Source organism: Novosphingobium sp. RL4, assembly GCF_035658495.1.
Taxonomy (GTDB): domain Bacteria; phylum Pseudomonadota; class Alphaproteobacteria; order Sphingomonadales; family Sphingomonadaceae; genus Novosphingobium.
In genome coordinates this window covers 2,952,661-2,976,235 of sequence record NZ_CP141944.1, presented here as the reverse complement: position 1 = coordinate 2,976,235, position 23,575 = coordinate 2,952,661, and the positions used below count along the sequence as shown (strand labels likewise).

Annotated in this window: 24 protein-coding genes, 2 tRNA genes and 1 pseudogene; 14 read left to right on the top strand and 13 right to left on the bottom strand. The window is 64.4% G+C overall.

Features of this window, described 5'->3' with window-relative positions; translation table 11 throughout:
- The first annotated feature begins 154 nt into the window (after positions 1 to 154).
- Both U9J33_RS14465 and U9J33_RS14460 read left to right on the top strand, forming a co-directional pair.
- Positions 155 to 562 (top strand): NADH:ubiquinone oxidoreductase subunit NDUFA12, encoded by a 408-nt coding sequence (locus U9J33_RS14465; protein ID WP_324696249.1) that lies wholly within the window; start codon positions 155 to 157, stop codon positions 560 to 562.
- Positions 563 to 693: 131 nt separating this feature from the next.
- Positions 694 to 993: pseudogene (locus tag U9J33_RS14460) on the top strand (DUF2155 domain-containing protein); the annotation flags it as partial.
- 35 nt (positions 994 to 1,028) lie between these two features.
- Here the strand turns inward: U9J33_RS14460 and aat are convergent.
- The gene (gene aat, locus U9J33_RS14455; RefSeq protein ID WP_324696247.1) at positions 1,029 to 1,853 is read right to left on the bottom strand and encodes a leucyl/phenylalanyl-tRNA--protein transferase; all 825 of its coding nucleotides are present in this window, start codon (positions 1,851 to 1,853) and stop codon (positions 1,029 to 1,031) included.
- 147 nt (positions 1,854 to 2,000) lie between these two features.
- Here aat and U9J33_RS14450 point away from each other — a divergent pair.
- The 4 genes from U9J33_RS14450 to nusG all read left to right on the top strand — a co-directional run bounded on the left by U9J33_RS14450 (position 2,001) and on the right by nusG (position 4,804).
- Positions 2,001 to 2,076, top strand: a tRNA-Trp gene (locus tag U9J33_RS14450).
- 334 nt (positions 2,077 to 2,410) lie between these two features.
- Positions 2,411 to 3,856: a hypothetical protein gene (locus U9J33_RS14445; RefSeq protein ID WP_243692669.1), complete on the top strand. Its 1,446-nt coding sequence runs from the start codon at positions 2,411 to 2,413 to the stop codon at positions 3,854 to 3,856.
- A 186-nt stretch (positions 3,857 to 4,042) separates the two neighbouring features.
- Positions 4,043 to 4,237, top strand: a complete 195-nt coding sequence (gene secE / locus U9J33_RS14440; RefSeq protein ID WP_054435447.1) for a preprotein translocase subunit SecE — start codon at positions 4,043 to 4,045, stop codon at positions 4,235 to 4,237.
- 30 nt (positions 4,238 to 4,267) lie between these two features.
- A complete protein-coding gene (gene nusG, locus U9J33_RS14435; protein WP_054435445.1) occupies positions 4,268 to 4,804 on the top strand; it encodes a transcription termination/antitermination protein NusG in 537 nt (178 codons plus the stop codon).
- A gap of 51 nt (positions 4,805 to 4,855) precedes the next feature.
- On the opposite strand, the gene U9J33_RS14430 is transcribed toward nusG, so the two are convergent.
- Positions 4,856 to 5,599, bottom strand: a complete 744-nt coding sequence (locus tag U9J33_RS14430; protein ID WP_324696243.1) for a GNAT family N-acetyltransferase — start codon at positions 5,597 to 5,599, stop codon at positions 4,856 to 4,858.
- A 204-nt stretch (positions 5,600 to 5,803) separates the two neighbouring features.
- On the opposite strand from U9J33_RS14430, the gene rplK reads away from it, so the two are divergent.
- The 3 genes from rplK (at position 5,804) to U9J33_RS14415 (ending at position 7,967) form a co-directional block, all read left to right on the top strand.
- A complete protein-coding gene (gene rplK, locus U9J33_RS14425) occupies positions 5,804 to 6,235 on the top strand; it encodes a 50S ribosomal protein L11 (RefSeq protein ID WP_054435442.1) in 432 nt (143 codons plus the stop codon).
- 4 nt (positions 6,236 to 6,239) lie between these two features.
- Positions 6,240 to 6,941, top strand: a complete 702-nt coding sequence (rplA, locus tag U9J33_RS14420) for a 50S ribosomal protein L1 (protein ID WP_132469337.1) — start codon at positions 6,240 to 6,242, stop codon at positions 6,939 to 6,941.
- 177 nt (positions 6,942 to 7,118) lie between these two features.
- Positions 7,119 to 7,967, top strand: coding sequence for a TauD/TfdA family dioxygenase (locus tag U9J33_RS14415; RefSeq protein WP_324696240.1), 849 nt, complete (start codon positions 7,119 to 7,121; stop codon positions 7,965 to 7,967).
- A 70-nt stretch (positions 7,968 to 8,037) separates the two neighbouring features.
- Here the strand turns inward: U9J33_RS14415 and U9J33_RS14410 are convergent, their stop codons facing one another.
- Together U9J33_RS14410 and U9J33_RS14405 are read right to left on the bottom strand one after the other, a co-directional pair.
- Positions 8,038 to 8,559 (bottom strand): hypothetical protein, encoded by a 522-nt coding sequence (locus U9J33_RS14410; RefSeq protein ID WP_324696238.1) that lies wholly within the window; start codon positions 8,557 to 8,559, stop codon positions 8,038 to 8,040.
- 22 nt (positions 8,560 to 8,581) lie between these two features.
- Entirely contained in the window at positions 8,582 to 9,343 is a 762-nt protein-coding gene (locus U9J33_RS14405) for a competence/damage-inducible protein A (protein ID WP_324696236.1), read from the bottom strand.
- A 126-nt stretch (positions 9,344 to 9,469) separates the two neighbouring features.
- On the opposite strand from U9J33_RS14405, the gene U9J33_RS14400 reads away from it, so the two are divergent.
- On the top strand, positions 9,470 to 9,667 hold the full coding sequence (locus U9J33_RS14400; RefSeq protein WP_324696234.1) for a hypothetical protein: 198 nt from the start codon (positions 9,470 to 9,472) through the stop codon (positions 9,665 to 9,667).
- A 273-nt stretch (positions 9,668 to 9,940) separates the two neighbouring features.
- Here the strand turns inward: U9J33_RS14400 and rimO are convergent, their stop codons facing one another.
- Complete coding sequence (gene rimO, locus U9J33_RS14395) at positions 9,941 to 11,323, bottom strand: 30S ribosomal protein S12 methylthiotransferase RimO (protein ID WP_324696232.1); 1,383 nt, start codon at positions 11,321 to 11,323, stop codon at positions 9,941 to 9,943.
- A 161-nt stretch (positions 11,324 to 11,484) separates the two neighbouring features.
- Between rimO and U9J33_RS14390 the strand changes: the two genes are divergently transcribed.
- On the top strand, positions 11,485 to 11,877 hold the full coding sequence (locus tag U9J33_RS14390) for a DUF1761 domain-containing protein (RefSeq protein WP_054435430.1): 393 nt from the start codon (positions 11,485 to 11,487) through the stop codon (positions 11,875 to 11,877).
- On the opposite strand, the gene U9J33_RS14385 is transcribed toward U9J33_RS14390, so the two are convergent.
- The 5 genes from U9J33_RS14385 to U9J33_RS14365 all read right to left on the bottom strand — a co-directional run bounded on the left by U9J33_RS14385 (position 11,869) and on the right by U9J33_RS14365 (position 16,460).
- On the bottom strand, positions 11,869 to 12,936 hold the full coding sequence (locus U9J33_RS14385) for a potassium channel family protein (protein WP_324696230.1): 1,068 nt from the start codon (positions 12,934 to 12,936) through the stop codon (positions 11,869 to 11,871). The genes U9J33_RS14390 and U9J33_RS14385 overlap by 9 nt on opposite strands.
- Positions 12,937 to 12,947: 11 nt before the next feature.
- Positions 12,948 to 14,063, bottom strand: a complete 1,116-nt coding sequence (locus tag U9J33_RS14380) for a LysM peptidoglycan-binding domain-containing M23 family metallopeptidase (protein WP_324696228.1) — start codon at positions 14,061 to 14,063, stop codon at positions 12,948 to 12,950.
- Positions 14,060 to 14,824: a 5'/3'-nucleotidase SurE gene (surE, locus tag U9J33_RS14375; protein ID WP_054435428.1), complete on the bottom strand. Its 765-nt coding sequence runs from the start codon at positions 14,822 to 14,824 to the stop codon at positions 14,060 to 14,062. The genes U9J33_RS14380 and surE overlap by 4 nt, the downstream gene beginning before the upstream one ends.
- Before the next feature lie 160 nt (positions 14,825 to 14,984).
- The gene (gene serS / locus U9J33_RS14370) at positions 14,985 to 16,265 is read right to left on the bottom strand and encodes a serine--tRNA ligase (RefSeq protein ID WP_324696226.1); all 1,281 of its coding nucleotides are present in this window, start codon (positions 16,263 to 16,265) and stop codon (positions 14,985 to 14,987) included.
- A gap of 120 nt (positions 16,266 to 16,385) precedes the next feature.
- A tRNA-Val gene (locus U9J33_RS14365) sits at positions 16,386 to 16,460 on the bottom strand.
- Between the two features lie 88 nt (positions 16,461 to 16,548).
- On the opposite strand from U9J33_RS14365, the gene U9J33_RS14360 reads away from it, so the two are divergent.
- Complete coding sequence (locus U9J33_RS14360; protein WP_054435425.1) at positions 16,549 to 16,836, top strand: DUF3297 family protein; 288 nt, start codon at positions 16,549 to 16,551, stop codon at positions 16,834 to 16,836.
- A gap of 47 nt (positions 16,837 to 16,883) precedes the next feature.
- On the opposite strand, the gene U9J33_RS14355 is transcribed toward U9J33_RS14360, so the two are convergent.
- Positions 16,884 to 17,507 carry a CHAP domain-containing protein gene (locus U9J33_RS14355; RefSeq protein ID WP_324696223.1) on the bottom strand — a complete coding sequence of 208 codons (624 nt, stop codon included), beginning with the start codon at positions 17,505 to 17,507 and terminating at the stop codon, positions 16,884 to 16,886.
- Positions 17,508 to 17,694: 187 nt separating this feature from the next.
- Between U9J33_RS14355 and der the strand changes: the two genes are divergently transcribed.
- Complete coding sequence (gene der / locus U9J33_RS14350) at positions 17,695 to 19,071, top strand: ribosome biogenesis GTPase Der (protein WP_185996946.1); 1,377 nt, start codon at positions 17,695 to 17,697, stop codon at positions 19,069 to 19,071.
- Between the two features lie 43 nt (positions 19,072 to 19,114).
- Here the strand turns inward: der and U9J33_RS14345 are convergent, their stop codons facing one another.
- Positions 19,115 to 20,284: an AI-2E family transporter gene (locus U9J33_RS14345; protein ID WP_054435422.1), complete on the bottom strand. Its 1,170-nt coding sequence runs from the start codon at positions 20,282 to 20,284 to the stop codon at positions 19,115 to 19,117.
- 117 nt (positions 20,285 to 20,401) lie between these two features.
- Here U9J33_RS14345 and U9J33_RS14340 point away from each other — a divergent pair, with 117 nt between their 5' ends.
- Positions 20,402 to 22,519: a prolyl oligopeptidase family serine peptidase gene (locus tag U9J33_RS14340; protein ID WP_420719845.1), complete on the top strand. Its 2,118-nt coding sequence runs from the start codon at positions 20,402 to 20,404 to the stop codon at positions 22,517 to 22,519.
- Here the strand turns inward: U9J33_RS14340 and U9J33_RS14335 are convergent.
- Positions 22,506 to 23,564: a nitronate monooxygenase gene (locus U9J33_RS14335; protein ID WP_324696220.1), complete on the bottom strand. Its 1,059-nt coding sequence runs from the start codon at positions 23,562 to 23,564 to the stop codon at positions 22,506 to 22,508. The two genes, U9J33_RS14340 and U9J33_RS14335, sit on opposite strands and share 14 nt — an antisense overlap.
- Between the last annotated feature and the right edge of the window lie 11 nt (positions 23,565 to 23,575).

Below are 23,575 nucleotides of genomic sequence, written 5' to 3'. Positions count from 1 at the left end.
AGGCGGCCGGGTCGTATCGGAAACGGAGGTACTGCCGAATGGCGGAAGCTCGTATGGCTGTTTTGGGCATGTCTCGCGCGGATGGAGCGAATATGCCCGGTGTCCGCTTTCAACACGCTTGGCATCCGCTGCGAACAGCGCTAACGCGCCGCTCATGGGAATCCTGTCCAAGATCTTCACCTGGTGGGACGGCGCCACCATCGGCACCTCGCTCTGGAGCTCGCGCAATGGCGAGCACGTCGGCACCGACGCGCAGGGCAACAAGTACTATCGTTCCAAGCGGGACAAGGTGCGTACCACCGAGGGCTATGAACGCCGCTGGGTGATCTATGCCGGCGCGAACGATGCCAGCAACGTGCCTTCCGAATGGCACGGCTGGCTGCACCATTCCTATGACGGCGTGCCGGAAAGCCATCTGGCGCCGCCGCGCATCTGGGAAGTGGACTATACGCCCAACGCCACCGGTACCGCCGCCGCCTATCGCCCCCAGGGCGCGCTCGAGCGCGGCGGGAAGCGTGCCGCCGCCACCGGCGACTACGAAGCGTGGTCGCCCGACGCCTGAGGGGCGCTGCCTTGAAGCCGGTTCATGCCCTCGCACCCGTTCTCGTCCTGCTGCCGCTCCTCGCGGGGTGCGGTAGCGGCGAACCTGCGCCCGAGGCGCAGGACACCAGCGTTCCCGATGCCATCGCGGGGATGCAGGCTGGACCGGCGCAAGCCGCCAAGGGGCAGCAGATCGGCACGCCGAACAAGGACCGCGTGGTCACGCTCGGCGTCCTCAACAAGCGCAACAACCTGACGCAGGACCTGGTGATGAAGCCGGGCGAGGCGCGCCGCATCGGCAACCTCGTCGTCAAGGTGGCCACTTGCGAGAAGTCACTCCCTTGGGAGCGGCCGCAGGAAGAGGGTGCGTTTGTGCAGGTCTTCGCCGAGGAACGCCGCAATGCCGCCGAAAAACTCGGCTGGCGCAAGGTGTTCTCGGGCTGGCTGTTCAAGAATTCGCCGGCGCTCAACGTCGTCGAGCATCCGGTCTACGATGTCTGGGTCAAGGCCTGCGCTATGACCTTCCCGGGTGAAGAAGCCTTGCCCACGGCAGAGGCATCCTCCAGCAATGCCGCAAAAGCCGCCGGCAGTGCGAGCACGGCTTCCGCGCCTGCCGCTGTATCTTCGCCGACCGCCGCGCCATCGGCCGTCGCTCCGGCTCCTGTCGCGTCCCCCGAGGCTCCCGTCGAGGATTGAGCCTGCTGTAATAGCGCAAGATAGCGCTTCTGCGGCATTTCCACAGCGCCCAGCGATGCAAGGTGCGGCGTCATGAACTGGCAGTCCAGCAAGGTCGCACCGGCCCGCCGCAGCGCCGCTACCAGCCAGCATAGCGCCACTTTCGACGAATCGGTCTCCCGCGAGAACATGCTTTCGCCGCAGAATACCCGGTCGAAGCCGACGCCGTAGAGCCCGCCTACCAGTTCGCGTTCGCTCGATTCGCGTTCCAGCCAGACTTCGATCGAATGGGCATGGCCCAGTGCATGAAGGCTTTCGTAGCTGGACTGGATGCGATGGCTGATCCAGCTTCCGCCTTCGTCGTCGCTATCCGGGCGGACGCGGCGCGGCGCGGCGCAGGCGTCCATGACCTGCGAAAAGGCGGCGTTGCAGGTGACCGTGAAGCGTCCGCGCCGCAAGGTGCGAGCGAGTGAATGCGACATGTGAAAGCCATCGAGCGGAAGAGTCGCGCGGAGGCGTGGCTCGATCCAGAAGATTTCCGGATCGTCGCGGCTGTCCGCCATCGGAAAAATTCCGCTGCGATAGGCCAGCATCAGGAGTTCCGGCTCGATCGTGGTGGGGGAGCGGGGGGCGTGCACGTGTTTATCCTGAAGGGTTTCTGCGGAATTCCATCTTGAGTTGGGGCTTCTCCACGTCAAATTGCAAGGGGCGGGAATATCTTGTCATCATGCTGCTGCACCCTCTTGTATTCCTCTCCATCTCCTTCTAGAGGCTGCCTCGCCCGCAGGAGTGTAGCTCAGTTGGTAGAGCATCGGTCTCCAAAACCGAGGGCCCACGGTTCGAGTCCGTGCACTCCTGCCAGCTTTTTATGAAAAGCGGCGATATCGCCCGCCCCGGAATACTCCGCGGCGGGCGTTTTGCTTTTAAGGGTTTTTGCGCGGCTCATTCCGGCATTTGCGATGAACGGGGAAGCACGATACCGTGTCGCCCTTGTCAAACGCGGTGCTGTGACTAGGAGGGCCGCGTTTGGCGAATCGGGCATTTGCGCGGCTTCGGTCGACAGTGCGGCCCAGATTCGTTCGGCAACTTGCTCGGGAAAGAATCAGCGTAGATGCACGGAACCGCGCGACCGCAGACGGAACAGATCGGTCTCACACGGGCCTCATGGCGAGCCCGATGGCAACGCCTCGCCGAATTGCTCGGAGGGGACCGGGCGCTGTTGCTGGGCGTGCTGCTGGCCGCGATCGCGGCCTTGCCGGCGCTGGTTGCCTGGGCTCCGCAGATGACGGACTATCCCTCGCACCTTGCGGGATACAAGGTTGCGCTGGACCACGGCCAGGACCCCTACCTGACACGCTATTTCGTGTTCAACTGGGAGTGGACGGGGAACCTCGGCGTCGAACTGCTGATGGTGCCGATGGCGCCGCTCTTCGGTCTTGAGCAGGCCGGGCGAATCATCGTGGTGATGATTCCGTTCCTTTCGGGCCTGTCGATCATCGCGGTCTGCCGCTCGCTGGGCCGCCGGGTCGATGTCGGCCCGATTCTCGCCTTCGCGATGATCTGGTCGCCCTCGCTGCTGATGGGCTTCCTCAACTATTCGCTGTCGGTGGCCTTGGGGCTGCTGGCATTCGCGCTCTGGATCAGGCTTGAAGACCGGCCCTGGCGCTGGGCCGTGATGGTGCCGATCGGCTTCGTCGTCTGGCTCTGCCACGTTTCCGGCTGGGGCGTGATGGGCGTGCTGATGTTCGGCTATGAATGGAGCCGCCGCCGTAACTGGCTGGACTGGCGGCCCTTCATCAAGCCCTGGCCGCTGATCTTCCCGCTGTTCCCGATGCTGCTCGGCGTAGGCGCGAATTCCAAGGTTTCCTACGGGCGCTACGTCCTCGATTACAAGTTCGGCATCCTGTACAAGGCGATGCGCAGCTATGACTATTGGTTCGACATCGCCAGTGTCAGCGCGGTTGCCGCCTTGCTTGCAGTCGCCATCTTCCGTCGCCATTTCGACGGCAGGTTGGGCTGGGCAGCGGTCATCCTGCTGGTACTGACGCTGGCGGTGCCGCGCCAGATCTTCGGCGGCGATTATGCCGACTATCGTCTCAGCACGACCGCGCTTCTCGTCGCCTGCCTGGCGATCGACTGGAGCCTGCCACGCTGGGCGATCGTGGCTGCGGCTTCGCTGTTCATCTCGCGCACCGCTGTTACGACGGTCGTGTGGTATCAGGATGCGCAGACCGCGCGGCAACTGATCGCGGCGCTGGACCAGGTGCCGGAGGGCGCGCGAGTCGCTACGGCCGTCGCCATTCCGCGCGTCCAGTGGCGTTTCGGTCCGTTCGAGCACTTCGGCTCCTATGCCGTGGTCCGCCGCAGCGCGATGGAGAATTCGAATTTCGCGCTCCCCGACGTGCACATGCTGTCTATGCGCGATCTTTCCTATCGGTTTGCCGATCCGAGCCAGCGCATCCTCTATTCGCCGCGCCAGCATATCGACCTGCGCAAGTTCGCGCCGGCCCGTCATGCCGAGTACCTCTGGTATATCGGCAGGATAAAGCCCGTGGCGCTGCCGGACGGCGCGCGTATCCTCTACTCCAGCCCCAACTCGTTCCTGGCGCGCCTGGCCGATCCGGCGGATATCGCCAACTAGATCGTCCGGCGATGGGAAGGGCGACCCTTGCAAAATGCAGGGAGCGGGGCTAAGTCCGCGGTTCCTTCCGATATGCGGATCACGAATTGCCCCTCCCGGCCTCGGCCGGGGCGGCGATGGCCCCTATCCGGAAGAAACGAGACACATTTCTGCTCAGGCAGCAGGCAAGACGCGAGAACGACTGAAATGGCCAAGACCAGTCCCGGCGAATTCATCCGGCAGGTGCGTAACGAAGCCTCCAAGATCTACTGGCCCTCGCGCCAGGAGACGGTGACGACGGGGATCTTCGTCGGGCTGATGACTGTCCTGCTTGCGGTGTTCTTCCTTGGCATCGATGCGCTGTTCGGCTGGATCGTCACCTCGATCCTGTCGCTGCTGTGATCGCCTGAACCAGACAACGAAGAGAGAACCATGGCCCGCTGGTACATCATCCACGCCTACTCCGGATTTGAGAACAAGGTGAAGGAATCCATCCTCTCGGAAGCCGAGCGGATGGGTCTTTCGCAGCTCGTCGAGGACGTTCAGGTCCCGCACGAGACCATCACCGAGGTCAAGCGCGGCAAGAAGGTCCAGGTCGAACGCAAGACCATGCCCGGTTACGTGCTCGCCAAGCTCGCGCTGAATGACGACGTATACCACCTCGTCAAGAACACCCCGAAAGTCACCGGCTTCCTGGGGTCGAGCGGCAAGCCGCAGGCGATCAGCGAAACCGAGGCCGCGCGTTACTTCGGCGCCGCCGAAGCCGCTGCCGCCGCGCCGCGCAAGCAGATCAACATCGACTATGAGATCGGTGATTCGGTGAAGGTTCTTGACGGTCCCTTCGCCAGCTTCAACGGCCTGGTCGAGGAACTCGACTTCGACAAGAACAAGGTCAAGGTTGCAGTCTCGATCTTCGGCCGCGCCACGCCGGTCGAGCTCGATTTCGAGCACGTCGAACTCAGCAAGTAATCGGGGCCGGGCTTTCGGCCCGGCACCTCGCTCAAAGCGCCCCGCTCGCCGTCAGGCCTGCGGGGCGTATTGCGTGAAGCGTACAAGGCTGCGCTCGGTAAAGCCAAGCCGGCGATAGAGCGCGCGTGCAGTCGCGTTGTCGGTGTAGCTGTGAAGCACCGGTCGGCGCCCTTCCGCCCGGATCGCCGCCACCACGCGCCGGGAGAGCAGGGCGGCGAGGCCTCGTCGGCGTCCATCCGGATGAGTGCAGACGGCGCTGACTTCAATATGATGGCGGGTGCGCATTCGCTGGCCTGCCATCGCGAGCAGTCGCCCGTCCTCACGCAAGCCCCAGAACCGTCCCAGGTCACCGGTACGTGCCGCGAAGGGGCCGGGCTCGGTCAGGGATGCCAGGGCAAGCATTTCCGGATAGTCGCTTTCGCCGAGAGGCACGATGCGGGGATCGGCGACGGCGTGCTCCACCGCTTCCAGTGCAGCCTCGTCACCGGCGAAGACCATTTGCACGCCTTGCGCGCCGCGCACGATCTCGAGGTCCGGGATGATCGTGTCCTCGGCGACCCGGCTGCGGGCGAGGGCTAACGGGCCTGTAGTGCGCACAAGGTCGGCGAATTCGGCCAGGCATTCCGGGGAGAAATCGCGTACCGCCGCAAGCGGGCCGATTTCGGGGCGGAAGCGCCGTGCGTTCGCGGTTCCGATCGCAAAGCCGGCTTGCTCGCCCTCGAGGGCGTTCCAGATGAGGTTGTCGAGTTCGTGCCCGTGGTCACGGTCTCGGCCGGCGTCCTGTTTCTCGTGCATGCTGGCTTTCTATGGCGGTTGCACCGGGCGAGAGAAAGCCGGAAATCCTGCCCTTTCCTTTTATCCCGATATCGTTTAGGGGCGCGCACTTCGGATCGGCCTCGTGCCGGTGCGATTCCCTGCGGGAGGATGCTCCAGCGTCCGTAAGACCGCTAAACATGAGCATCTGCCGTGCAGGTGTGAAAGTGTGAAAGGAGTGGCCAAATGGCCAAGAAGATCGAAGGTTACATCAAGCTGCAGGTCAAGGCTGGCAGCGCCACGCCGTCCCCGCCGATCGGCCCTGCGCTGGGTCAGCGCGGCGTGAACATCATGGAATTCTGCAAGGCGTTCAATGCTGCCACGCAGGAGCTCGAAAAGGGCATGCCGATCCCCACCATCATCACGGTGTATGCGGATCGCAGCTTCACGTTCGTCACCAAGACCCCCCCGGCGACCTTCCTCATCAAGAAGGCCGTGAACCTGAAGTCGGGCTCGAAGGAGCCGGGCAAGATCAGCGCCGGTACCGTCAAGCGCTCGCAGCTTGCCGAGATCGCCCAGGTCAAGATGGCCGACCTCAATGCCAACGACATTGAAGCCGCCACCAAGATCATCGAAGGTTCGGCCCGCGCGATGGGCCTGCAAGTGGTGGAGGGCTGATTCCATGGCCAAGGTGACCAAGAAGCAGAAGTCGCTGACCGAGAAGCTCGGCGAAAACCTCAAGCACTACCCTGTCGCTGAAGCGCTGCAGACCCTGCGCGACCTGAAGACGACCAAGTTCGACGAAACCGTCGAAGTCGCGATGAACCTGGGTGTTGACCCGCGTCACGCTGACCAGATGGTTCGCGGCATGGTTTCGCTTCCGGCCGGCACCGGCAAGACCGTTCGCGTCGCCGTGTTCGCCAAGGGCGACAAGGCTGCGGAAGCTCTCGCCGCCGGCGCCGACAAGGTTGGTGCGGAAGACCTCATGGACGACATGCAGGCCGGCAACCTCGACTACGACCGCGTCATTGCCACCCCGGACATGATGGGCGTCGTCGGTCGTCTCGGTAAGCTGCTGGGTCCGAAGGGCCTGATGCCGAACCCGAAGCTCGGCACCGTGACCCCGAACGTCACGCAGGCCGTGAAGGACGCCAAGGGCGGCCAGATCGAGTTCCGCGTCGAAAAGCAGGGCATCATCCACGCCGGCATCGGCAAGATGTCGTTCTCGGACGCCGACCTGCTGACCAACTTCAGCGCGTTCGTCGATGCGATCGTCAAGGCCAAGCCCTCGGGCTCCAAGGGCAAGTACGTTCGCAAGATTTCGCTTTCGTCGTCGATGGGCCCCGGCCTGAAGATCGACACGACCGAAATCGCTGGCGCCTGATAGGCACCTGATCCTTCGGGATCATGCGAAACGGATAGAAGGGCCGGAGGGAAACCTCCGGCCCTTTTTTCGTTGCGGCGATCCTTCGGCAGGGCGCTCCTTCTTGCACCGTTCCGCCGAGCGGTGTATTTCGTGCTGAACAACTGTTCAAAACGATAAACTGGAGAGCGTGCCGCCATGGCCATCCGATTCGAGGACATCAAGGAACACATCGGTTCGCGTGTCGTATGGGACGACCGAGCGGACATCTTCACGCCGGAAGCGGCTGAGGCGATCCGGGCCAAAGTGGAAGAGCGTACCGTCGTGGTCTTCCCCGAACTGAACCTCACCGATGTCGAGCAACTTGCCATTACCGACGCGATGGGCGGGACCGTGAAGTTGACCGCGCGCAACAACGTCCAGCAGAACGACGAAAACGTCTATCAGGTCACGCTGGATGAGAAGATCAATCCTCAGCCGGAATATGTGCTGGGGACGTTCTTCTGGCACATGGACGGGATCACCGTGGACATGCCGCCGCCTTTCGCCACGCTGCTGTCGTGCCGCATCGCGCCCGCCATCGGCGGGGAAACCGAGTTCGCCAGCACTTATGCCGCATACGAGGGCCTGCCCGAGGAAGAGAAGCAGGCGCTCGAAGGGCTCAAGGCCGTGCACTCCGTGCGCGCCAGTCTGTCGCCGATCGCCGATGCCATTCCGGAAAAGCATCGTGAGCGCGTGCTCGGCATCGGGCTCGTCAAGGAGCATCCGCTGGTCTGGACACACGGTTCCGGCCGAAAGTCGATGGTGATAGGGACTACTGCCGATCATATCGTCGGCATGGAGGTTCCGGCGGGCCGGGCGATGCTGATCCGCCTGCAGGAATGGGCGGCGCAGCCGGCGTTTTCCCTGCGCCACAAGTGGACCAAGGGCGATTTCGTGATCTGGGACAATACCGGGGCGATGCACCGGGCCATTCCCTATGACAAATCGACCGGCCGCATGATGCACCGTACATCGATCGCCGGCACTGAGACCGTGGCCGCCTGATCCGGGTCAGGCGTTCAGGAACGCCGTCCCGAATACCCGCTTTGCCAGGGCAGGCGGGTCACGGGCGGCGTCAGGGCTCCAGGTTGGCCGCCGTATAGCACTCGACCAGATAGGCCAGCGGCCGTCCATCGGGCAGCAGCAGCATCGCCTGATGGGTGGAAATGGTCTCGGGCGGGCAGTTCGCGGCCGTACCGGCTACTGTCGAGAGCGGCTTGCGGCGGAATTGAAGGGCGGCCACCGCCTTGCCGAAGGGGATATCGGTGGACCCCAGCGCCGCGTTCATGGCCGGCGTCAGGCGCTCCGGGACATACCAGTTCCATGCCACTGACAGGACCTTGGCGCCGCAGTTCAACCGAACATTGCGCAGGCTGACGGTGTCGCCATGTCCGATCGCCAACACCGTGCGAATGTCGTCCGGTGCCGGCTGATCCGCTCCCTGGACGAGGTGCGCCGTGATCCTCGCAGGATCGCCCAATCCTCGTGCGGCACACCATTCCTCCAGCGCCAGCGTGGCGCTGTCATGGCGGCTCAGCACAGCCTCGAATGCGTCCAGTGTGGGCGCGGCAGTCAGGGAAGGGGCAGGAGTGGCCATCAGCGCAAACGCGGCGGCAAGCTCAAATGCCACCTGGCACCGCGGCTCGGCCCATCGCTTCGAGGCCCTCGACCAGCGCGCGTGAACAGGCGGCGAGATCGTCGGCGCTGACGGAGCGGATCACGAAGTTGGCGCCGGTCTTGCCTTCCGCCCAGAAAGGGTAGGAGCCGATCTGGCAGCTCTCATGTGTCTTCTCGGTCTGCCGGAGCAATTCGGCGACTTCGCTTTCGCCCACCCAGCAGCCGATGGTCTCGGACAGCAGCGGCGCTCCGCCTTCGAGCTGCCCGGACAGGGCGTCAAGCATTCCGGCCGTTATGCTCGGGACGCCTGCCATGATGAAGACGTTTTCGTAACGGATGCCCGGGGCGCCGGTGTAGCGGTTAGGGATCAGGCTGGCGCCTTCCGGCGTGCGTGCCATGCGCAGCCGTGCCTCGGTCAGTCCGCCGCGAGTCTCGTAGTAGCCTTCCAGGATTGCGCGCGCTTCGGGGTGTACGCTTGCCGGTACACCCAGGGCCTCGGCGATCGCGTCCACCGTGATATCGTCGTGCGTGGGACCGATTCCGCCGGTTGTGAAAAGGTAATCGTTGCGGGCGCGAAGGACGTTCACCGCTTCGACGATCGCGGCAGTGTCGTCCGCGACGACGCGCACTTCCTTCAGGCGGATACCTTGCACCTGAAGCCAGGTTGCGACTTGCGCGATGTTCTTGTCGTGCGTGCGACCCGAAAGAATCTCGTCACCGATGACGACGAGGGCGGCTGTGTAGATTCGCGAGGATTCGGCCATGGCGCATGGCTAGGACAAAGCTGCGCGCGCCGCCAGTCGTGCATTTGCTTCTCTTTCGCACGCGCGGGACCGGGGCAAAAAGAAAGGGCCGATCCGAAGACCAGCCCTGAAAAGTTTTGGGAGAGGATGCCTGAAAGGCCCGATCCTTATGATCCCGGACACGTTTTGCTGCAAATGCGAAAAACTTTCCTGCTGTTGCGTGACATGCAACCAATCGCTCAGGCGCTGGAAAACCGGCATTCCCATCGGCTTCAGGACTTGCCGGAATTGCACATGAAGAAGGGCAAAGTGAACGATGCCGAGGCGCTCGTTCCTTGCGGCTGATGCACGAGGCATGATCGAATCTGGATAAGGGTTGCCTGTCCTCAGGCCTCTCGCGTTCTCGCACGCACTTCTTGGTCGGAGAGCGATACCGATCGCCAGGCAAGGAAAGCGGGCAAAAAAATGGGCCGGTCCGAAGACCAGCCCTTTGAAAGTTTTTGGGAGAGGATGCCTGAAAGGCCTGCTCCATATGCTCCCGACACCGATTCGCCGCAAATGCGAAAAGATTGGGCAATGTTGCAAGGCGTGCAACTCAGGCGTCTGCCACCGATGTCGTCAGCCGGTAGTGATCGCTCCATAAAGATCGTGCTCGTCGGCATCCTCGATGAGAACATCAACGATATCACCGACTTGCATGTCCTTCCCGGCATTGCGGAGGAAGACGTTGCCGTCGATCTCGGGGGCGTCGGCCTGAGAGCGGCCGGTTGCGCCGATGTCGCCATCCTCGTCCGCTTCGCCCACTTCGTCGATGATGACGGGCAGGATGCGGCCGACTTTACCCTGGAGCTTGGCCGCGCTGATCGCGGCGGTCTTCTCCATGATCCGGGCGTAGCGTTCTTCCTTGACCTCTTCCGGCACGGCGTTCGGCAAGTTGTTGGCGCTGGCGCCTTCGACCGGCTCGAAGCGGAACGCGCCGACACGGTCGAGCTGCGCTTCGTCGAGCCAGTCGAGCAGGTACTGGAAGTCCGCCTCGGTCTCACCGGGGAAGCCGACCACGAAGCTGGAGCGGATGGCGATATCCGGGCAGATTTCGCGCCACTTGCGCAGGCGATCAAGCACCTTGGCTTCGTTGGCCGGGCGCTTCATCGACTTGAGCACCGAGGGTGCCGCATGCTGGAACGGAATGTCGAGGTAGGGGGTGAGCAGCCCTTCCGCCATGAGCGGGATCACCGCGTCGACGTGCGGGTAAGGGTAGACGTAGTGCAGGCGCACCCAAGGCTTGCGGCCTTGCGAATCGCTCAACTGGCCAAGCTCGCGGGCGAGATCGGTCATGTGGGTGCGGACCTCGTGGTCCTTCCATGTGCGCGTTTCATGGCGCACGTCGACACCATAGGCCGAAGTGTCCTGGCTGATGACCAGCAGTTCGCGCGTGCCCGCCTGCACGAGCTTTTCCGCCTCGCGCAGCACCGCGTCGATGCGGCGGCTCGCCAGCTTGCCGCGCAGGCTGGGGATGATGCAGAAAGAGCAGGCGTGGTTGCAGCCTTCCGAGATCTTCAGATAGCTGTAGTGGCGCGGCGTCAGCTTCACGCCCGCTTCGTCGTAGATCTGCGGGATCAGATCGACATAGGGCGAAATCTCGGGCGGGGCGGCGTCGTGCACGGCCTCGACCACGGCTTCGTACTGGTGCGCGCCGGTTACGGCGAGCACGTCCGGGAAGCGCGCGCGGATGACGTCGGCCTCGTTGCCCATGCAGCCGGTGACGATCACGCGGCCGTTTTCGGCAATGGCTTCACCGATCGCAGCCAGGCTCTCTTCCTTTGCGGAATCGAGGAAACCGCAAGTGTTGACGAGCACGACATCGGCGCCGGCATAGTCCGGGCTCATCGTGTAGCCGTCGGCGCGCAACCGGGTGAGAATGCGTTCGGAGTCGACAAGCGCCTTGGGGCAGCCGAGGCTGACCATGCCGACCTTGGGCGGAGAGGGGATTTCAATAGCCATAGGAATGGCCGGCCCGATACGCTTATTACGGCCAAGAGTCACGAAAAACGAATCATGCCAGCACTGCGGCCCCGCCGATGCGCTTCACGATCTCACCGCGGCCTTGCGCCACGGCAATGAGCCTGCGCAAGGAAGGTCCTGTTGGAAAAAGGAATGTGGCAATGGGTCCGGTAAACTGGTTGGCCGTGGTTCTCGCAGCAGTGCTCGCCGTGGTAGTGGGCTTCGTCTGGAACGGACCGCCGTTTCAGAATGACCGCCGACTGGCGCCGGGAAAATCGGAACGCGCGGGGAACTACGGAATCGTCTGCTTCGTGTTTCTCGTCAGTTCGATCATGCTCGGGCACAACTTCGCGCGGATCGGCGCGGAAACGCTTGCGGCAAAGCCCTGGCTCTATTTCATGCAGACCGGCGGCGTCGCCATTGCTTTCGTCTTGCCCGCGATCTGGCTGACGCATGTTCGCTACCGTGCCGAGCCGATTCGCCGTGTGATGGACTGCCTGTTCTGGCTGGTTGCCTATCTGGCGATGGGGCTGGTGTTCTGGGCGCTAGGTTGACGGCTCGTCGTCGCTGCTCTTCGTCGGCGTGATCTCGACCACGATATCACCCGGTTGCAGGGACTGCGCCTCGTCTTCCCAGAAGCCGATCGTGCGGTTTCCGCGATAGATCCTGAGGCCCTTGCCGCCGGTCGCAAGCTGGTCGAGCGAACGGCCCACTTCCGACGGTTCAACCGGTCTTTCGACAAGCTGGACGCGGCCTGCCACCGAAGCGAGGTCGGAGAAATAGTCCGCCACATGCTGCCCATCGGCCGAGCCGGCCAGCAGGAGGCCGGTGAAGCGAACCGGATTGATGACGTTGTTCGCCCCGGCCTGCCGGGCGAGCAGTTCGTTGTCGTCGGCGCGGATGACAACCGTGATCGGCACCTTGGGGGCAAGGTGCCGGGCGGTAAGGACGATGAGCACCGAGGTATCGTCTCGTCCGGCTGAGACCAGCACGGTTCTTGCCGTGGTCACGCGCACCGCGTTCTGGATCTCGTCGCGCGTGGCGTCTCCCTGGAGGACGTTGCAGCCCATCCTTTCGGCTTGCGCAAGCCGGGCCTGTACCGGATCGACGACAACGATGCAGGCCGGTTCGGTTCCCCGTTCGACGAGTTCCTTCACTGCTTCCGAGCCGCTGACGCCGAAGCCGAGCACGACGATGTGGTCTTCCAGCCGTTCCTGGATGCGCTTCATGCGCCATGTCTCCCAGCTGCGCTTGATGATGAAATTGTAGGCGGTGCCGACGAAAATGGTGATGACGGCGAGCCGGATCGGCGTGACCAGTACGGCCTCGATCAGGCGGGCACGATCACTGACGGGGGCGATGTCTCCAAAGCCTGTCGTCGTGATCGAGATCATCGTGAAGTAGACGACATCAAGGAAGCTGACCTGCCCGTCATGGACATCGTGGAGGCCCGCCCGGTCGCTCCAGTGGACCATGATGACGACGAAGATCAGGAAAAATGCGCCGCCCAGCCGCAGGGCCACGTCGGCCCACACCGGAACCGCCAGCGAGCGGCGCAGCGGCTTGAAAACGGGCGCCTTTGGCGGATTGGAGGCAGAGCGTCTCTTCGACATGCCCGGCGAGCTTACGGAGCCTTGGGCAGCTCGTCCAGCGGGTCAACCGGCTTGCCGTCCTGCCGGACTTCGAAGTGCAGTTCGTTGCCCTTGGCAAGGCCGGTGCTGCCGACCAGGCCGACGCGCTCGCCAATGGCGACTTTCGCGCCTTCCTTCACCGTGACCCGGCTGAGGAAGGCATAGGCGGTGAACCAGCCCTGGCCATGATCGATCACGACGAGGTTGCCGAACTGCTCCTTCTCCATTCCGGCGAACCGGACGGTGCCGGCGGCGGCGGCGCGGACCATCGTGCCTTCAGGCGCCTTGATGTCGAGCCCGTCGTGATGGTCGGCGCCGGTCGCGAAACCGCGGCGCACGGGGCCGTTCACCGGCCAGGCGAAACGCGCTGTCCCGGTGGACGGCGCTGCCTTCGGCGGGGGCGGCGCTGTGACCGCGGTGACGGGGGCGGCGCTGGTCGCGGGCGGATCGAGCAGGGTGGGGATCAACAGCGACTGCCCCGCCTTTACCGGAGCCGTTGGATCGAGGCCGTTGGCGAGGGCGATCTGCTCCCATGGCACGGCATATTTGTAGGAGATCGAGAAGCCGGTATCGCCTGCCTTTACCGCATGACGGCGGGTGCGCGGGATTTGCAGCTTCTGGCCCAGGCGCACATTGTAGGGCGGCTGCAGGCCGTTGGCCTCGGCGATCAGGATGCGCGGTACTTGGGCGGCGAGTGCGATGCTGCCGAGCGTCTCTCCGGGCTGGACGACGTGGACGCTCTCCTGCTCGGGCGGCCCGGCAGCGGCGATGGCGGCTCTTGCAGTCGAATTTGCGGCGGCTGCGGCCTTCTTTGCCGGCGCTGCCGGGTTCGCCGCGCTTTTGGCGGGCACCGGAGCGGCCTTGGTCGCAGCTACCTTGGCGCGAGGGATCGTCAGCTTCTGGCCGAGCTTCACGACGTAAGGAGCCTTGAGGCTGTTTGCGCTGGCCAGCGCCTCGGCGGAAACGCCCGCACGGTTGGCGATGCCGTTCAGCGTCTCGCCCGCCACGACGACGTGCACGGCCTCGCTTTCTTGCCTAGGGGGCGCGGCGAAGGCGGGCGCGATCGGCAGCGCGAGCGCCGCCAGCAGGAGAAGGGACTTCCGCATCATGCTTCGAAGCGGCTCGCGATCTCGGCCAGCGATGCGTCGTGCGTGAGGTCGAGTTGGAGCGGCGTTACCGAGATATAACCCTCGGAGATCGCTTCGAGGTCGGTGTTGTGGCCGGCCGTATGCTCGATGCCGTGAAGGCCGAACCAGAAGTAGGGGAACCCGCGAGGGTCCACGCCTTCGACCACCGAACCGCGTGCATAATCGTGAAAGCCCTGGCGGACCACGCGGATGCCCTTGACCTCGGCCCCGGCGACGGGCGGAAAGTTGACGTTGACCAGCGTTCGCGGCGCGAATGGCGCATCGAGCAGGGGCTTCAGTACCTTTGCGCCCCATTCCTCGGCAGCGGAGAAGCTGACGTTGTTGCCGTGCCCTTCGCCCGCATAGACCTGGCTCAGCGCGATCGAGCGGATGCCTGCGAGCGCGCCCTCCATCGCGGCCGAGACGGTGCCCGAATAGGTCACGTCATCGCCGAGGTTGGCCCCGCGGTTGACGCCGGAGAGGATCAGGTCGGGCGGTCCGGGCATGGCCTTCTTGATGCCCATGGTCACCGAATCGGTAGGCGTGCCGGTGACAGAGAAGCGCTTGGGCGCGTGTTCGCGCATGCGCACCGGACGACCGAGCGTCAGCGAATGGCCGGCCCCCGACTGTTCCTCGCTCGGCGCGCAGATCCAGATATCGTCCGAAAGCTGCGCGGCGATCTTTTCAAGAACGTAGAGGCCGGGGGCGTTGATGCCGTCGTCGTTGGTGAGCAGAATGCGCATGGTGTCTTTCTCGCAATGTGGCGCGGGCTTGGTGGTCCAAGCGAGGCGCCGGTCCATTCATCCTTCGACAAGCTCGGGATGAGCGGAGGGGAGGCTCGGCCTGCGTGAAATGGGAGGATGCCCCACTCAAATCCGCTCAGGCCGAGCTTGTCGAAGCCCCTTAGAAGCGGGGCTCCAGCTTTTCGATCCCGCCCATCCAGGGCTTGAGCGCCTCAGGCACCAGTACCGAGCCGTCCTCCTGCTGGTAATTCTCCAGCACGGCAACCAGCGTGCGGCCCACCGCGAGGCCCGAGCCGTTGAGCGTGTGCAGGAACTCGGTCTTCTTGGAGCCTTCCGGCTTGAAACGTGCGTTCATGCGGCGGGCCTGATAGTCGCCGCAGTTCGAGATCGAGCTGATCTCGCGGTAGGCCGCCTGGCCGGGCAGCCAGACTTCGAGGTCGAAGGTCTTCTTCGCGGTGGCGCCCATGTCGCCCGAGCAGAGCAGCACCTTGCGATAAGGCAGTTCCAGCGCCTGCAAGATCGATTCGGCGGCGGCGACCATGCGCTCGTGCTCGGCTTCCGACTGGTCGGGCTGGCAAACGGTGACGAGTTCGACCTTCTCGAACTGGTGCTGGCGGATGAACCCGCGTGTGTCGCGGCCCGCAGCGCCCGCTTCCGACCGGAAGCAGGGGGTGAGCGCGGTCATGCGCAGGGGCAGGGCGGCAGTATCGACGATTTCGTCCTGCACGGCATTGGTCAGCGAAACTTCGGCGGTGGGGATCAGCCAGCGGCCATCGGTGGTCTTGAACAGATCTTCCGCGAACTTGGGAAGCTGGCCGGTGCCGAACACGGCCTCGTCCTTGACCAGCAGCGGCACGATGCATTCCATGTAACCGTTGGTGCCGGTCTGGGTGTCGAGCATGAACTGCGCGAGCGCGCGGTGGAGGCGGGCCATCTGGCCCTTCAGGAACGTGAAGCGGGCGCCGGAAATCTTCGCGCCTGTCTCGAAGTCGAGACCGAGCGCCGGACCGAGATCGGCGTGTTCCTTCGGCTCGAACGCGAACGTGCCGGGCGTGCCCCACTTGGCGACTTCAAGGTTCTCGGTCTCGTCCGCGCCGTCCGGCACGTCGGCTACCGGGATGTTCGGCAGGGCGGCGAGCGCATTGTGCAGCTGCGCCGAAAGGTCTTTCTCCTCGGCTTCGAGCGCGGGGAGGGTGTCCTTGAGCTGGGCGACTTCGGCCTTCAGAGCTTCGGCCGTGGTGCTGTCGCCCTGGCCCATGGCCTTGCCGATCGCCTTCGAGGCCTCGTTGCGGCGATTCTGCCCTTCCTGCATGCGCGTGGCGACGGAGCGGCGCTGCTCGTCGAGGGCGAGGATTTCGGCGGCCACGGGGGCTACCCCACGGCGGGCGAGGCCGGCGTCGAATCCTTCGGGATTCTCGCGGATCAGGCGGATATCGTGCATGGCGCGCGCTATGCCGCCTCATGCCCGCACAAGCAAGATTTGTGCGGCCCGTTTCGACCGGAGTTGCATCGTGTTTTTGGGGAAATGTCCGCCTTTTTCAGCCATCCCGGATATAAGGGATGGTGGGCGCGGCAGGGATTGAACCTGCGACCCCACCCGTGTGAAGGGTGTGCTCTACCACTGAGCTACGCGCCCGCTGCTGGACTGTGTCCGTTGCGGAAGCGCGCCTCTAGATGAGTCGGATCGAATTGACAAGCGCCCATCTCCATTTAAATCGCGAGACATGACCGAAGAGACAAAAACCGGCGCCGACGTGCCGCCCGACCACCTTGCGATCAACCCGAAGAGCCCGTTCTTCGACGAGGAAAAGCTGCAGCGCGGCGTGGGCATCCGTTTCAAGGGAACGGTTCGCAACAATGTCGAGGAATATTGCATTTCCGAAGGCTGGGTGCGCGTTCAGGCCGGCAAGACGCTGGATCGCAAGGGTAATCCCCTGACGGTCAAGCTCGCAGGGCCTGTCGAAGCCTGGTATGAGGATCTCGGCGAAGACGCGCCTGTCGCCAAGGCCTGATGACGCATGATCGGCTGTCCGAAACGGGCGGCCGGTTCGCGGACCTGTCAGTAGTTTCCGGCGATGATGTCGCCGATAGGGTCGCTTCGGCGGCCCTTTTTCCTGGCTTTCACCCGTTCTCGGGGGGCTGCGGCCGCATCGGCTGTCTGGAACGCTCCGTCCTGCACCGTGCCGGGACGGGCGTTGTAGATGAAGCCTGTTACCGGCCAGTGCGTGTTGCCGAGATTGTGGATCGGCGCATACCAGACCCGCACTTCGCTCCAGTCATTCAAGGGAGATACGTCGAGAACGGTAACGTTCTTTTCGATCCGCCCCCGCTGCCCCTCGATGGGCGACCAGTTGGCATGGCTCACCAGGATCGTGCGCGAATCGACGACCTTGCTGACCGTGGCGACATGGCCGAGCTGCGAGCCTGCGTAAGGTTCCATCGCCATGACCGCGCCGATGCGCGGTGCGCGGCCGGTGGCGTAGCGACCCTTTGCCTGCTTCCACCAGGTATGGGCGTCGCCGTATATCTGGATGCCGGAAAGCTGGCGTGCATAAGGCACGCATTCGAGGTAATCCGGGCCTTTGGCGGCGGCGGAGCGGTCGTCGTCCATGCCGGCCAGGGCGTCGTCGATCGCGGAGCGGGCGCTGGCCGGAGAGGAGGCCGCGGCAGCCAGGCTCAACATGATTGCTATCGGATAAACCTTCATGTTTTCCAGATTTGCCCGATACGGTTAGGGGATTCCTTCGGCACATGGTTAACGCCGAAGTAAGAATTTGTTCCCGGGCTTCCCTGTTGCGCTGCGAAAATGCAGACGTTTCCATCTGCGCCGAATTCCCCTAGGGGCCGGAATCCTTTATCGAGTTATCAACATGCTTCCTCAGGTGATCATCATCGGCCGACCCAACGTCGGCAAGTCCACGCTGTTCAATCGGCTCGTCGGCAAGAAGCTCGCGCTCGTCGACGATCAGCCGGGCGTGACGCGCGACCGTCGTTTCGGCGACGCCGAGTTGCTCGGCCTGAAATTCCAGATCGTCGACACGGCGGGCTGGGAAGACGACGAGGCCGAAACCTTGCCCGGCCGTATGCGCAAGCAGACCGAAGCGGCGCTGGAAACCGCCGATGTCGCGCTTTTCGTGGTCGATGCGCGCGCCGGCCTGACGCCGCTCGACGAGGAGATCGGCCAGTGGCTGCGCGCCTCGCCGGTGCCGGTGGTCCTGCTGGCCAACAAGGCCGAAGGGCGCGCGGGTGAGAGCGGCGTCCTCGAGGCCTATTCGCTTGGCCTTGGCGAGCCGATCACGTTTTCGGCCGAACATGGCGTGGGCATGGCCGACCTGTTCGAATCGCTCCTGCCGCATCTCGATCCGCTTCAGCCCGAAGAGCCGGAATTCGAGGAGGAAGTTGACGAGGAGGCGCTGCTGCGCCGTCCGCTCAAGCTTGCCATCGTCGGCCGTCCAAACGCGGGCAAGTCCACCCTGATCAACCGGATTCTGGGTGAGGACCGGCTGCTTACCGGACCGGAAGCGGGCATCACCCGCGATTCGATCACGGTGGATTGGGAATGGACCGATCCCAAGACGCAGGAAGTCCGCCAAGTCAGCCTGATCGACACCGCCGGCATGCGCAAGCGCGCCAATGTCACCGAGAAGCTGGAGCGCATGGCCGTGGCCGACGCGCGCCATGCGATCGACTTTGCAGAAGTCGTCGTGCTGCTGCTCGATGCCACGCGCGGGCTGGAGCACCAGGATCTCACCATCGCCTCGAAGGTGCTCGAAGAAGGCCGTGCGCTGATCATCGCGATCAACAAGTGGGACGTTGCGGAAGGCGCCTCTGCGCTGTTCAACGGCATTCGCGGCGCGCTTGACGATGGCCTTGCCCAGGTGCGCGGCGTGCCGCTGCTGGCGGTTTCGGCGCGGACCGGAAAGGGGCTGGACGAACTCATCGCCGCCGGATTCTCGATTCGCGAGGCATGGAGCAAGCGTGTGCCCACAGCGGCGCTCAATCGCTGGTTCGACGATGCGCTGTCGGCCAATCCGCCGCCGGCGCCGGGCGGCAAGCGCATCAAGCTGCGCTATATCACGCAGGCCAAGACCCGCCCGCCGGGCTTCGTGCTGTTCGGCACCCGGCTCGACCTGCTGCCGGAAAGCTACCGCCGTTACCTGATCAACGGCATCCGCCGGGAACTCGGGTTCGACGCGGTGCCGATCCGGCTCAATTTGCGGATGCCCAAGAACCCGTTCGCCAAGTAACGAAAAAGGCCGCCGGAGATCGTCTCCGGCGGCCTGTTTCGTATCAGGAGGGGTGCGCTGCCACTTCGGCTTCGGAGCTGGGGGATTCGGCCTGTCTTTCCTCGACTTCCACTTCCTCGATGTCGATCGCGTCGGGTTCCAGCAGGCCGTCGCTGTTCTTGATCTCGCGCATGAGGTTCCACACCGCGATGAACAGGGCCGCGATCACCGGGCCGACGATGAAGCCGTTGAGCCCGAAGATCTGCAGGCCCGCCAGCGTTGCGATGAGCACCACGAAATCGGGCATCCGGGTATCGCGGCCGACCAGGATCGGGCGCAGGATGTTGTCGATCATGCCGATGATGAACATGCCGCAGAAGGCCAGGACCGCGCCTTGCCAGACCTGCCCCGTCGCGAAGAGGTAGCCGGCCATGGGCACCCAGACGAGGCCGGTGCCGACGGCTGGCAGCAGCGAGAAGAAGCCCATCATTACGCCCCAGAGCAGCGATCCCTCGATGCCCAGCAGCGAGAAGATCGTACCGCCCACCACGCCCTGCGCCACCGCGACAACCACGGTGCCCTTCATCGTTGCGCGCACGACGACGATGAAGTTGCTCACCAGCCGGTCCCGCAGATGCGGGCGCAGCGGCATGGCATCGCGGATCAGGGCGCCGTACCGGTCGCCGTCGCGCAGGAGGAAGAAGGTGAGGTAGAGCATCACGCCCAGCGCCGCGAGGAAGCTGAGCGCGCCTTGGCCCACCGAAAGCAGCCTTGCGGCGAGCCCTTGCAACCCGTTGGCGATGCCCGCGCCGAACTGGCGGCGAAGGTTCTCGAAATCGGTGAGCCCGTAGCGGTCGATCATCCGTTCCAGCGAATCGGGCAGGGCCGCGCGGAACTGTTCGAGCATGTGTGGGACATTGATCTGCCCGTCCCGGACCTTTTCGTAGATCGTCGAGACTTCCTGCACGAGGCTGGCGCCCAGCAGCAGGGTGGGAATGATGAAGATTGCCAGCAGCATCAGCAGCATGAGGCCTGCCGCCAGATTCTTGCGGCCGCCGAGGTGGGTGGCGAGCCTGGCGGTCAGGGGCTGAAAGAGGATCGCGGCGACCACGCCCCAGAGCACGGCTCCGAAATAGGGCAGCAATAGCCAGGCGAATGCCGCGGTGACGAGAATGACGAGGACGCCGAAACCGTAGTCCTCGATGGTGTAAGGTGGCCGTTCAGGTTGCTCCATGACCCTGTCTTAGCACGATTTCGGGAGAGGCAATCCCGGTAGGCATCCTGACTGGATTTTTCATCGGCTCTGCGCGACAGAGTGTCATCCTACAATTCGAGCGGGGAGCTCTCCATCTTGCCCAGATCTCTGGCCTATCGCGCCTTGCCCTTCCGGCTGGCTGTACTCGCGCTTTCCTGCGCGGCTGTTCCGCTTTCGCCCGCGCTGGCGGCGGAGGACACCGCGGCCAAGGGGCCCGAGCGCGGGTTCACTCCCGACGATCTCTTCAAGCTGTCCGGCGTTACCGATCCGCAGATTTCCCCGGATGGCAGCCGCATAGCCTACGTTCGCGCCGCGGCCGACGTGATGACGGACAAGGTCGTTCCTTCGATCTGGCTGGTCGATGCGGCAACAGGGGTGCAGCGGCCTCTCGTCACGGGTGCGGGCGCGCACTTTTCGCCGCGCTGGTCGCCGGATGGCAAGCGGCTCGCCTTCGTTTCCAGCGACGGAACCGGCGCGCCGCAGCTTTACGTGCTCTGGCTGGACAGCGGCGCGAAAGTGAAGGTGACGGGACTTCCTGACAGCCCCGGCGGTCTTTCCTGGTCGCCCGATGGCCGCCAGATCGCCTATACCATGCGGGTGCCGGGCGAGGGTGCCAAGATGGGTTCGCAGCCGGCGAATCGGCCGGAGGGTGCGCAATGGGCTGAACCGCTCCAGGTGATCGACCGCGTGACTTACCGTTTCGACGGCGGCGGTTATGCGCAGCCCGGCTATGACCACCTGTTCCTCGTCTCCGCCGAGGGCGGCGCACCGCGCCAGCTCACTTTCGGCGATTTCGACGATGGCGGGCCGCTGTCGTGGACCCCGGACGGAAAGCGTATCCTGTTCAGCGCCAATCGCCACGAGAACTGGCAGCGCGACATCAACAACTCGGAAGTCTACGCGCTCGACCTCGCCAGCGGCGCGGTTACGGCGCTGACCTCGCGCAATGGGCCCGACGCCGGCGCGGTGGTTTCGCCGGATGGCAAACATGTCGCCTATGTGGGCTTCGATGACGTCAACCGTTCCTACGAGAATTCAGACCTCTACGTCATGAATATCGACGGCACCGGTTCGAGGTTGCTGACCAAGAGCTTCGACCACTCGATCGATGCGCTCGATTGGGCGGGCAATTCGGCGATCATGGTTCAGTATGACGATCACGCGAAGACCCATGTCGCGCAGGTGGGGCTGGACGGTTCGATCAAGAACGTCGTCGAGGGGCTGAGCCCGGGTGATCACTTCGACCGTCCCTATACCGGAGGCGCCTTCAGCGTGTCCGGCAACGGGCGCATCGCCTATACCTCGGGCACGGCCCAGCGGCCTGCCGACCTCTGGGTGTCGGGCGGCGGGGCAGGGCGCAAGCTGACCGACCTCAACGGCACATGGATGGATGCGAAGGCATTGGCGCCCGTTCGCAAGCTTGCCGTGACCGCGCCGGACGGCCGTTCCATCGATGCATGGCTGGTGACGCCGCCGGGCCTGGCGCCGGGCAGGAAGGCGCCGCTGATCCTTGAAATCCATGGCGGTCCGAACACGGCTTATGCACCGGGCTTCTCCACGGATTACCAGCTCTACGCGGCGCACGGCTATGCGGTGCTCTATACCAATCCGCGCGGGAGCACGTCCTACGGCGAGGAGTTCGCCAACCTGATAGACCGGGCTTATCCCGGCACCGACTACGACGACCTCATGGCGTCGGTTGACGCCGCGATCGCGGACGGGGTGGCGGATCCTGACAACCTCTTCGTCACCGGGGGATCGGGCGGCGGCGTGTTGACGGCGTGGATCGTCGGCAAGAATGACCGTTTCAAGGCCGCCGTCACGCAGAAGCCTGTGATCAACTGGATCAGCGAAGCCCTGACGATGGATGCCACGCCGTTCACCTCGCGTTACTGGTTCGACAAGAAGCCCTGGGAAGATCCCATGGAATACTGGCGCCGCTCGCCGCTGAGCCTGGTCGGAAACGTCAAGACGCCGACCATGGTCGTGGTGGGATCGGACGACTATCGCACGCCCGTCAGCGAGGCTGAGCAGTATTACGCGGCGCTGCAGATCCGCGGCGTGCCCACCGCGCTGGTCAAGGTGCCGGGGGCGAGCCATGGCGGCATTGCCGCACGGCCCTCGCAATCGGCGGCGAAAGCCTCGGCGATCCTTGCGTGGTTCGACAAGTATCGCACCGACAAGGCCGCTGCTCCTGCTGCTAAGGCCGAGTAGACGAGAGTTCGGCGGCCAGCAGGGCAACCAGCTGCGCCGCCGGCAAGGCGCGGGACAAGGGTGCGCCCTGTCCCGCCCATTGCGCGCCGAACAGGGCCTCTCCTTGGCTCAGGGCAGCGGCGTTGAGCGCCTTTCCGGCATGATAAGTGCGCGGATAAGCCGGAACCGGCGGAAGATTCGCGCGCTGCCCAAGCTCCGTGAAGCGATTGGCGAGGCACCGCGCCGGACGGCCCGAGATCGCCCGGGTCATCACCGTGTGCCATGCGGCATCGGAGGCCAGCAGTGCGCGGTAGCCGTCATCGGCGTTGCTCTCAGGGCAGGCGACGAAAGCGGTTCCGAGCTGCGCGGCCACTGCGCCGAGATCGAGGGCGGCGCGAATGCCGCGGCCGTCCATGATCCCGCCCGCTGCGATCACCGGCAGTTTGCCCCATGAAACGAGCAGGCGTGTCAGCGCGCAGGTGCCGAGCCGGTCGTCCGGCGCATCGGGGGTGAACATGCCGCGATGTCCGCCGGCCTCCCACCCTTGCGCAACGAGCACGTCGATCCCGGCGCTGCGCGATAGTTCGGCCTCGGCCAGACTGGTGACGCTGCCGAGCAGAAGGCATCCTGCCCGCTTCAGCGCATCGATCGTGGCGGCTTCCGGCAGTCCGAAATGGAAGCTGACGACCGCTGGCCTGGCCTCAAGGACCACATCCACCATGGCCGCGTTGCCGGCGAAGCTTTCGTAGATCGTTTCCAGCGCGGTGGGTGGCTGGGCACCGTACAACGCGAAAGTGGGGGCCAGCGCTTCGAGCCAGGCCTGCTCTCCAGCAGGATCGGGCCGAGATGTCTCGTGAACGAAGAGGTTGAGGTTGAAAGGCCGGGCCGTGTGGCTGCGCAACTGGGCAATCTGTTGCCGCGCCGCTTCAGGGCCGATGGCGCCGAGGGCAAGTGAGCCCAATGCACCGGCTTCGCAAACCTGAGCGGCGAGCGCGGGGGTCGAAGTGCCCGCCATCGGTGCCTGTATCAGGGGGATCGAAAGCTGGAGGCGCGCGAGAAAATCCATGCGGTCTTGCG